Genomic DNA, 8,946 nt, shown 5'->3' with positions numbered 1-8,946 from the left:
GGGGGTGTGGAGCTCGTCGGGCTGATGGCGGCCGGCGGCTTAATAACAGGCGAGGCCGACAATCGCGGGCCTCAACGACTACCCACATGCAGCTTCATTCCCAGCGTCAAAGTGGAAGGGGAGCTGATCCACTCTGAGCGAGAAATCACGACTCAGGCACGACCGAACAAGCCCTTGAGCCAGCGCACGAAGCCTCGCGCCTTCGTGCTCACCGCGGGAGATACCGCGTGAACGTTGGATTGCGGCGCGGCGGTGACCTTGGGCGGAGCCATGCGAGGCGCCGAGGTGGTTGCAGCTCCCGCAGAGGCCCTCATTGGCGCCGGACTCGCGGTGGGGTTCGTCGTCGCGCTCGCGGTGCGCGTCGGCGTGGCGGCCGAACCCGGCACGGTGGCGGCCGGTCCCTCCGCGTCGAGCTGGGCCAGCTTCGCCTTCACCGCGTCGGGCGTGTCGCGCGTGGAGAAGGTGCTCGTCACTTCACGCGCCGTGGACGCCTCGCGCGCGGTGACCTTCAGCAGCGACTCGTTGTTCACCTCGAACGTCACCGACACCTGCACGGCGCCGCGAGGCAGCTTCGGCAGGCCCGCGAGCTTCAGCGTGCCCAGGTACTCGTTGTCGGACGCCTTGTCGGAGTCGCCCTGGAACACGGTCAGCTCCAGCTCCGTCTGGCCATCACGGTGCGTGGAGAGCGTGTAGCTCTTGGTGGAGGGCAGCGCGGTGTTGCGCTCCAGCACGGGCTTGAAGCGTCCACCGGGCAGGCCCACGCCAATGGCCATGGGCAGCACGTCGATGAGCACCACGCCCTCGAGCTGTCCCAGGCTGTGCGCCAGCAGCGCCGCGCCCAGGGCCACCGCCTCGTCCGGGTGGACGCCCTTGCTGGGCGGCTTGCCGAAGAGGCGGGTGATCTTCTCGTGCACCAGCGGGAAGCGGCTCTGGCCTCCGACGAGGATGACCTCGTCGATGTCCTTGGGCCCCAGGTTCTTCACCTTGAGGACCTCTTCGCAGACCTGGAGGGTCCGGTCGACCAGGCCCTCGGTCAGCTCGACGAGCTTCTGCCGCGTCAGCGTGACGTCCAAGTCGTACGGCTTGTCCTCAATCATCGTGACGAAGGCCACGTGCACCCGCATCTCCGAGCGCTCCGACAGCGCGCACTTCGCGCGCTCCGCCGCGTCGTTGATGCGCTGCATGGCCACCCGGTCGCCCTGGAAGGCCCGGCCCGTCTTCTTCTGAAACTCCTCCAGCAGGTACGCGACGATGGCGTTGTCGAAGTCGATGCCGCCCAGGAACGTGTCGCCGCCCGTGGAGATGACCTCGTAGACGTTGTCGGCCAGCTCCAGCACCGACGCGTCGAAGGTGCCGCCGCCCAAGTCATAGACGAGCACGCGCTGGGTGAGCTTGCGGCCGTAGCCGTACGCGAGCGCCGCGGCGGTGGGCTCGTTGAGGATGCGCTCGACGTAGAGCCCCGCCAGCTTGCCGGCCTCGCGCACCGCGTGGCGCTGATTGTCGTTGTAGTACGCCGGGACGGTGATGACGGCGCGCGACACCGGCTGACCCAGCTGATTCTGGGCGACCTCCCGCACCTCGCGCAGGATGAGCGCGGAGATCTGCTGCAGCGTGTACACGCGGTCCGAGAGCTTCACGCCCGCGTCGCCGTTCTCGCCGGCGGAGATCTCGTAGTGGAACTTGTCCTTGATGGCCGCGACGATGGGCGACTCGTACGCGCGCCCCACCAGGCGCTTGGAGCCGTACACCGTGTTCCGGGGGTTGGTGAGCATCTGCCCCTTGGCGGGGTGGCCCACCACCAGCTTGCCGCGCGTGTTGACGGCGATGATGGAGGGCACCGTGTTGTGACCCTCGCGGCTGTTGAGCACCCCGGGCTTGCCGTTGCGCACATACGCCGCACACGAGTTCGTCGTGCCCAGGTCGATGCCAATCACCACGCCGGCGCGCTTGGGCTCCCCCGTGTTCAGGTCCAACGCCGCGTCCGACATCATCGTCGCGGGCGCGGCGGGGGTCCCCTCGGGAGGAGGGGCCGCCTGGACCGTGACGACCTGGGGGTTCGCCTGCTGTGGCGGAGGTGGGACGGTGTAGTCCGCGGGGCCCACGCCGGTGGGAACCGGGGGCACGTCCGACTGGGCGTGGGGCAGGGCGGCGACCGCCAGGTCGAGGAAGCGGCGCGTCTGCGGGTCCAACCCCAGGAAGCGCAGGCCCATGCCCGCCACGCCCTGGCCTCCCTGCCCGGTGACGAAGTGGACCACGGCCTGCGCGTGGATGAGGCGCTCGCCGCTCGCCAGCCGCAGGTCGAGCGTGACGGCCGTCCCCGGTGGCTTCACCGCGCGCGCGCGCAGGTAGATGCCACCTCGGGTGACATTGCCGCCATACTTCGCCAGGAACTCCTCCGGCGTCGCGAATGGCAGCTTCACGACCAACCCGACCGCCGCCTGATTCGATTCCGTCAAAGCCCGGTTCCTGAGACGTGAGTGAAAAGCCTGGGGCGGATTATCGCTTGAAGTGCGAGTGAACGGGCGTCAAAAAGTCCGCCCTTCCAGGTTGCGTGGCGAGAACGTACCTCGTATGGAACCGCACCCTCGGGGCGCTGGTGCCTCGTGGGCCCCTCGCCCCGGGAGCGCCGCCCATGTTGAACCCCGAGATCCGGCTCGCACTCACCTTCGATGACGTCCTCCTGGTGCCCGCCGAAAGTTCGGTCGTCCCCAAGGATGCGGACCTGTCGACCCGCCTCACGCGCAACCTCCGCCTGAACATCCCGCTGCTGTCGGCGGCGATGGACACGGTGACGGAGGCGCGCACCGCCATCGCCATGGCGCAAGAGGGCGGTATCGGCGTCATCCACAAGAACATGACCCCCGAGCAGCAGGCGCTCGAGGTGACCAAGGTCAAGAAGTTCGAGAGCGGAATGGTGGTGGACCCCGTCACCATCGACCCCGAGGCCCCGCTGGGCCGCGCCATCGAGCTGATGCGGCACCACGGCGTGTCGGGCATCCCCGTGGTGAAGGGCCGGCGCCTCGTCGGCATCGTCACCAGCCGCGACGTGCGCTTCGAGACCAACCTCACGCAGAAGGTCGAAGCGGTGATGACGCGCAAGCTCGTCACCGGCCGCGAGGGCATCATCCAGGCGGATGCGCAGAAGCTCCTGCACGAGCACCGCATCGAGAAGCTGCTCATCGTCAACGACGACTTCGAGCTGCGCGGCCTCATCACCATCAAGGACATCGAGAAGCGCAGGACGAACCCGAACGCGGCCAAGGACGGCAAGGGCCGCCTCCTGTGCGCCGCCGCCGTGGGCGTGTCCCCGGACCGCGAGGCGCGCATCGACGCGCTGGTGAAGGCGGGCGTGGACGTCATCGTCGTCGATACCGCGCATGGCCACTCCAAGGGCGTGGTGGACGGCGTGCGCGATACCCGCAAGAACTTCAAGGGCTTCGAGCTGATCGCCGGCAACGTCGCCACCGCCGAGGCCACCCGCGCGCTCATCCTGGCGGGCGTGGACGCGGTGAAGGTCGGCATTGGCCCCGGCTCCATCTGCACCACCCGCGTCGTCGCCGGCGTGGGCGTGCCGCAAATCACCGCGGTGGATGACTGCTGCCGCGAGGCGGACAAGCACGACATCCCCATCATCTCGGATGGCGGCATCAAGTACTCGGGCGACATCGTCAAGGCGCTCGCGGCCGGAGCCAGCACGGTGATGATCGGCTCGCTCTTCGCCGGCACCGAGGAGTCCCCCGGGGACGTCATCCTGTACCAGGGCCGCAGCTACAAGAGCTACCGGGGCATGGGCAGCCTGGGCGCGATGAAGCAGGGCGCCAAGGACCGCTACTTCCAGTCGGACGTGGACGCGGTGAAGCTCGTTCCGGAAGGCATCGAAGGACGCGTGCCGTACAAGGGCACGCTCGCGATGAACGTCCACCAGATGCTGGGCGGCATCCGCAGCGGCATGGGCTACGTGGGCTGCGGCACCATCGACGATTTGCGCAAGAACGCGACCTTCGTGCGCATCACCTCGGCGGGGCTCAAGGAGAGCCACGTCCACGACGTCATCATCACCGAGGAAGCCCCCAACTACCGCGTGGAGTAGGGCCCGCGGCGGCCTCCGGGTGGAACGAAAAGAGGGCCCACGCCACAAGCGGCGGGGCCCTCATTCGTTTCCGGCGTCGGTCAGCCGGGACGGCGGCTACTTCCGGGGCTTGCGGCCACCAGCGCCCGTGTCCTCGGGAGGCGGCGACGCGGCGGAGATCTTCTTCTCCGCGTTGGCCACGCGACCGAGCAGGGAGTCCTTGTCGTCGGGCTCCAGCGTCTCAATCGCCTGGCGCAGGGTGTTGAAGTCGAGCCGGGCGATGGTGACGGCGTTGCCGCCCTTGATCTCCTGCACGGTGGGGACCTCCACCAGCTCGCGCATGTAGGTCTCGAACTCCACCTTCACGTCGGCCGTCTGCTGGATGCAGGTGTCCTTCGCGTTGACGATCTGCTGGCTGCCCTCGCGGTAGCTCAGGTCCGGGTTGCGGTTCATCGCCTCCTCGAAGGTCGTGGTGCGCTTGCGCAGCGAGGAGTACAGCTCGATGTAGTCGACGAGGCGGTCCGTTTCAGGGCGGTTGACGTTGCGGGCCTTGCCCAGCGCGTCGGTGGTGTCGTCACAGGTGAGCTTCTGGAGATCGGAGACCCCTGGCGTGTCTTTGACAGCCAGGTTCTGGGTCTCGCGGTCCAGTCGCTCGTCGGAGGAGATTTCCTTCACGCATCCAGTGGCGGAGAGGAACAAGAGGGTCGCAGCAGTGGAAGCGGACAGGCGGCGGAGCATCCGGACCTCGAACAATTGAGGGGACTTGGGCGTTGCTTTCCGGAAGTTTGTAGCGATAAGGGCACCCAGCCGTCAACGACGCCCCCTTGGAGAACCTCCGGTGGACCTGCACGCCGAGAAGATCCTGATCCTCGATTTCGGGAGTCAGTACACCCAGCTCATCGCCCGGAGGGTGCGCGAACTGGGCGTTTATTGCGAAATCCACCGTCCGGACCTCCCGGCGGAGGACATCCGACGCTATGCCCCCCGGGGCATCATCCTCTCGGGAGGGCCGGCGTCCGTCGAAGCGCCTGGTTCCCCCCGGTGTGATCCCTTCGTCTTCGAGGCGGGCGTGCCCGTCCTGGGCATCTGCTACGGCCTCCAGCTCACCGCCAAGCTCCTGGGCGGGCGCATCGACCGGGGCGCCCACCGGGAGTTCGGCAACGCGGAGGTGGAGGTCCTCGCGCCCCGCGGGCCTTTCTCGGAGTTCCGTATTGGAGACCGGGTCCAGGTGTGGATGAGCCATGGGGACCGGGTGGAGGAGCTTCCGCCCGGTTTCGAGGCGATTGGCCGCAGTGGCAATTCGCCCTTCGCGGCGGCGGCCCACCAGAGCAAGCCCTTCTACGGCCTCCAGTTCCACCCCGAGGTCGTCCATACCCCGCAGGGCAAGGCCATGCTGCGCGCCTTCCTCTTCAACGACTGCAAGGTGAGCGGCTCGTGGACGATGAAGGGATTCATCGACGAGGCCGTGGCCACCATCCGCAAGCAGGTGGGTGAAGAGGGCCGGGTCATCTGCGCGCTGTCCGGCGGCGTGGACAGCTCCGTGGCCGCGCTCCTGCTCCACCGCGCCATCGGCCCCCGGCTCCAGTGCATCTTCGTGGACAACGGGGTGTTGCGGCAGGGTGAGCGCGCCCAGGTCGAGGCGCTCTTCGTGGACCGCTTCCACGTCCCGCTGAAGACGGTGGACGCGCGCTCGCGGTTCCTGGACGCGCTGGCCGGCGTGACGGACCCGGAGAAGAAGCGGAAGATCATCGGCCGCGAGTTCATCGCCGTGTTCGAGGAGGCCTCGCGCGACATCCAGGACGCGGGCTTCCTGGCGCAGGGCACGCTGTACCCGGACGTCATCGAGTCCGTCTCGTACAAGGGCCCCTCCGTCACGATCAAAAGCCACCACAACGTGGGCGGCCTGCCGGAGACGATGAAGCTCAAGCTGGTGGAGCCCCTGCGCGAGCTGTTCAAGGACGAGGTCCGCGCGCTGGGCCGTGAGCTGGGGCTGCCCGAGGAGATGGTGAACCGGCAGCCGTTCCCCGGCCCGGGCCTGGCCATCCGCGTGCTGGGCGAAGTCACGGAGGCCCGCCTGGAGCTGGTGCGCCGCGCGGACGCCATCGTCCAGGAGGAGATTCGCGCCGCGGGGCTCTACAAGGAGCTGTGGCAGGCCTTCGCCGTGCTGCTGCCCGTGCAGAGCGTGGGCGTCATGGGCGACGAGCGCACCTACGAGTCCACCTGCGTGCTGCGCGCCGTCACCAGCGTGGACGGCATGACGGCGGACTGGGCGCGGCTGCCGTACCCTGTGCTGGAGCGCATCTCCACGCGCATCACCAACGAGGTGCGCGGCATCAACCGCGTCGCCTACGACGTGTCCTCCAAGCCCCCGGCCACCATCGAGTGGGAGTGAGCTGGGAGTAGGGTGCGGACGTGAAAAGAGGCTGCCTGGCGAAAGTGCCCAGGCAGCCTCTTCGTGCATCAGGGGGCCGGGTTTTCAAGCCCGGGCCCCGTCAGCGGGGGTGAATCACCCGGCCGGCTTCGTGGGGACCGAGGGAATCTTGGTGCTGCCCGGACGCAGCTCCTCGAGCACCCGGTTGGCGCCGTAGATCTTCTTCAGCGACTCGATGATGGCGTCGCTGTGCACGGCCACGGTGCGGTTGACGGACTCGTCGAAGCCGTACTCGCCGCCCAGGGACTGGATGTTGCCGTCGAACACCAGGCCGACAATCTCAGCGTCCTTGTTGATCATCGGGGAGCCGGAGTTGCCACCGATGATGTCGTTGGTGGTGACCAGGTTCATCGCCGTGGCGCCGTCGAGCAGCTTCTCCGACTTCAGCCAGGACGGCGGAAGAGCGAAGGGCTCCTCACCCGTGGCGTGCTCGAACGTGCCGGCCATCTGGGTGACGGGGTCCACCTTCTTGCCGTCCTCCATGTAGCCCTTCACCGAGCCGTAGGACAGGCGCAGGCTGAACGTCGCGTCCGGGTACTGGTTGGTGCCGTAGGCCTCGAACTTCGCCTTGGCGACCAGCTCCGCGTTCTTCTTGATGACCGCGTCGATGTTCTCCTCGTAGTTCTTGCGGACCGCGCGGCCATCCGCGTCGAGCGCGAGGGCCAGCTGAATCATCGGGTCCTTGGAGGCGGCGATGGCCGCCTTGCCGCCGTCCCAGAGGCCCTTGCGCACGGAGACGTCACACACCTTGGAGCCCTTCATGTCCTTGAGGACGCAGAGCTTGGAGCCCTTGACGAGCCGGGCCGCCATCTTCTCCGGGGACTCCTTGCCCAGGACCTTCTTGACGAAGGGGTGGTTGGAGCCGAGCTCCTCGCGCATCTTCGTCAGGCCGAACGTCAGGCGGAGGATCTCCAGGTCCGCGTAGATGGGAGCGGGGCTGAGCAGCTGGGCCTGGAGGGCGGGCAGGTTGGCCTGGTTGAACTCACGCAGGCGCTGGCCGTTCTCCTTGGGGAGCTCCTCGGAGGCGCGCACCAGCATCTTCGCGATGCCGTACAGGCTGGAGGACAGGCCGTTGCCCTGCTCGACGAAGGCCAGGTCCTTGCGGATGTTGACGAGCTGGCCCTGCGCCTTGGCGATCTCATCCCACGCGGCGCCGTACTTCTTCTTCATCTCCGGGTTCGCGTCGACCTTCTTGCGCAGCTCCTGCTCGGCGGCGACCTTCTGGGCGAAGAACTTCTTGTCCTGGAGCGCCTCCAGGCGGCCCTTGGTCGCCTTCAGGCCGTTCTCCACGCCGAAGAGCAGGTTGTTGGAGATGCGCTTCTGCTCGGGGCCGCGCTTCTGGAACTCGGTCACCATGCCGCGCAGCTCGGACATCGTGAAGAGCATCTTCGGCATGGCCACGTCGCGCTGGTACTCCAGCTCCGCGATGGTGAGGCCACGCGAGGTGCGGCCGGGGTGGCCGGACACGAAGGTGAGGTCACCCTCCTTGGCGCTCTTCTCCGACCACTTGAAGAAGTTCTCCGTCTTGGCCGGCTTGCCGTCCTGGTAGACGCGCAGGAACGTCACGTCCAGGTCCCAGCGGGGGAACTCGAAGTTGTCCGGGTCACCACCGAAGAAGGCGATGGCGTGCTCGGGGGCCATCACCAGGCGCACGTCCTGGAAGCGGCGGTACTTGTAGAGGTTGTACTTGCCACCCTGGTACAGGGTGACGACGTCACAGCGCACCTTGGCTTCGCCGGCGGAGCAGGCCTGCTCCAGCTCGGACATCTTCGCCTTCAGGGTGTCGCTGTACGGCTTGCCGGACAGGCCCGCGGTCGCCTTGTTCAGCGTCTCGGTGACGTCGGTGATCTGCTCCAGCTGGTTGATCTCCATCGCCGGGCACTGCGTCTCCTCGGCTTCGGTCTTCGCGTAGAAGCCGTTGGCGATGTAGTCCTTCTTCGCGCCGGAGAGCTGCTCGATACAGCCGCGGGCGCAGTGGTGATTGGTCATCACCAGGCCGTTGGGGGACACGAAGCTGGCGGAACAGCCGCCGGCGAGGCGCGCGGAGGACAGCCGGGCCTTGTCGAGCCACTCCTGCGAGGGCTCGAAGCCGTACTTCTCCTTCACCTTCGCGGACGGGAAGTTGTTGTAGGTCCACATGCCTTCGTCGGCCAGGGCGGGGGCCGCGCCGACAAGGGTGGCAATCAGGAACAACCGTTTCATGGACAGGTCCTTTCCAGGGCCAGGGGTGTCGCGGTTCTGCGGTAACCCACTGCCTCGGTCAACCGGGAAAAAAGCTGGGAAGAATTCCCAACCCCCGGAACATCCAGGCGGCCGGGGGATTCCTCGCCAGTGCGCGGAGTCCTACGGGATATCGCGCCCCGTGATTGCACGAATTGGAGCTCAAAGGGTGACCTGTTGCGTGAGCGCGGAGGCCGCCGCGCCAGGTCGTCTGCTATTGCGGTGC

At 67.4% G+C, this 8,946-nt stretch carries 5 protein-coding genes; 2 read left to right on the top strand and 3 right to left on the bottom strand.

Going from position 1 to position 8,946, the window contains the following annotated elements; all coding sequences use genetic code 11:
- Window positions 1-152 precede the first annotated feature (152 nt).
- Window positions 153-2,456 (bottom strand): TIGR02266 family protein, encoded by a 2,304-nt coding sequence (locus LZ199_RS03655; protein ID WP_253992233.1) that lies wholly within the window; start codon window positions 2,454-2,456, stop codon window positions 153-155.
- A gap of 176 nt (window positions 2,457-2,632) precedes the next feature.
- Here LZ199_RS03655 and guaB point away from each other — a divergent pair, with 176 nt between their 5' ends.
- On the top strand, window positions 2,633-4,090 hold the full coding sequence (gene guaB / locus LZ199_RS03650) for an IMP dehydrogenase (RefSeq protein ID WP_253992232.1): 1,458 nt from the start codon (window positions 2,633-2,635) through the stop codon (window positions 4,088-4,090).
- A 96-nt stretch (window positions 4,091-4,186) separates the two neighbouring features.
- Here guaB and LZ199_RS03645 read toward each other — a convergent pair whose 3' ends face one another.
- Window positions 4,187-4,807 carry a hypothetical protein gene (locus LZ199_RS03645; RefSeq protein WP_253992231.1) on the bottom strand — a complete coding sequence of 207 codons (621 nt, stop codon included), beginning with the start codon at window positions 4,805-4,807 and terminating at the stop codon, window positions 4,187-4,189.
- Between the two features lie 100 nt (window positions 4,808-4,907).
- Here LZ199_RS03645 and guaA point away from each other — a divergent pair, with 100 nt between their 5' ends.
- On the top strand, window positions 4,908-6,461 hold the full coding sequence (gene guaA, locus LZ199_RS03640) for a glutamine-hydrolyzing GMP synthase (protein WP_253992230.1): 1,554 nt from the start codon (window positions 4,908-4,910) through the stop codon (window positions 6,459-6,461).
- A gap of 114 nt (window positions 6,462-6,575) precedes the next feature.
- Here the strand turns inward: guaA and LZ199_RS03635 are convergent, their stop codons facing one another.
- Window positions 6,576-8,702 (bottom strand): S46 family peptidase, encoded by a 2,127-nt coding sequence (locus tag LZ199_RS03635; RefSeq protein ID WP_253992229.1) that lies wholly within the window; start codon window positions 8,700-8,702, stop codon window positions 6,576-6,578.
- Between the last annotated feature and the right edge of the window lie 244 nt (window positions 8,703-8,946).

It is taken from the genome of Myxococcus qinghaiensis, from assembly GCF_024198215.1.
Classification (GTDB): domain Bacteria; phylum Myxococcota; class Myxococcia; order Myxococcales; family Myxococcaceae; genus Myxococcus; species Myxococcus qinghaiensis.
This window is presented reverse-complemented; position numbering and strand designations above follow the sequence as displayed.

Coding starts and splice junctions, on each gene's coding strand:
- guaB (WP_253992232.1), top strand. CDS start 2,633: ATGTTGAACCCCGAGATCCGGCTCGCACTCACCTTCGATGACGTCCTC.
- LZ199_RS03635 (WP_253992229.1), bottom strand. CDS start 8,702: ATGAAACGGTTGTTCCTGATTGCCACCCTTGTCGGCGCGGCCCCCGCC.
- LZ199_RS03645 (WP_253992231.1), bottom strand. CDS start 4,807: ATGCTCCGCCGCCTGTCCGCTTCCACTGCTGCGACCCTCTTGTTCCTC.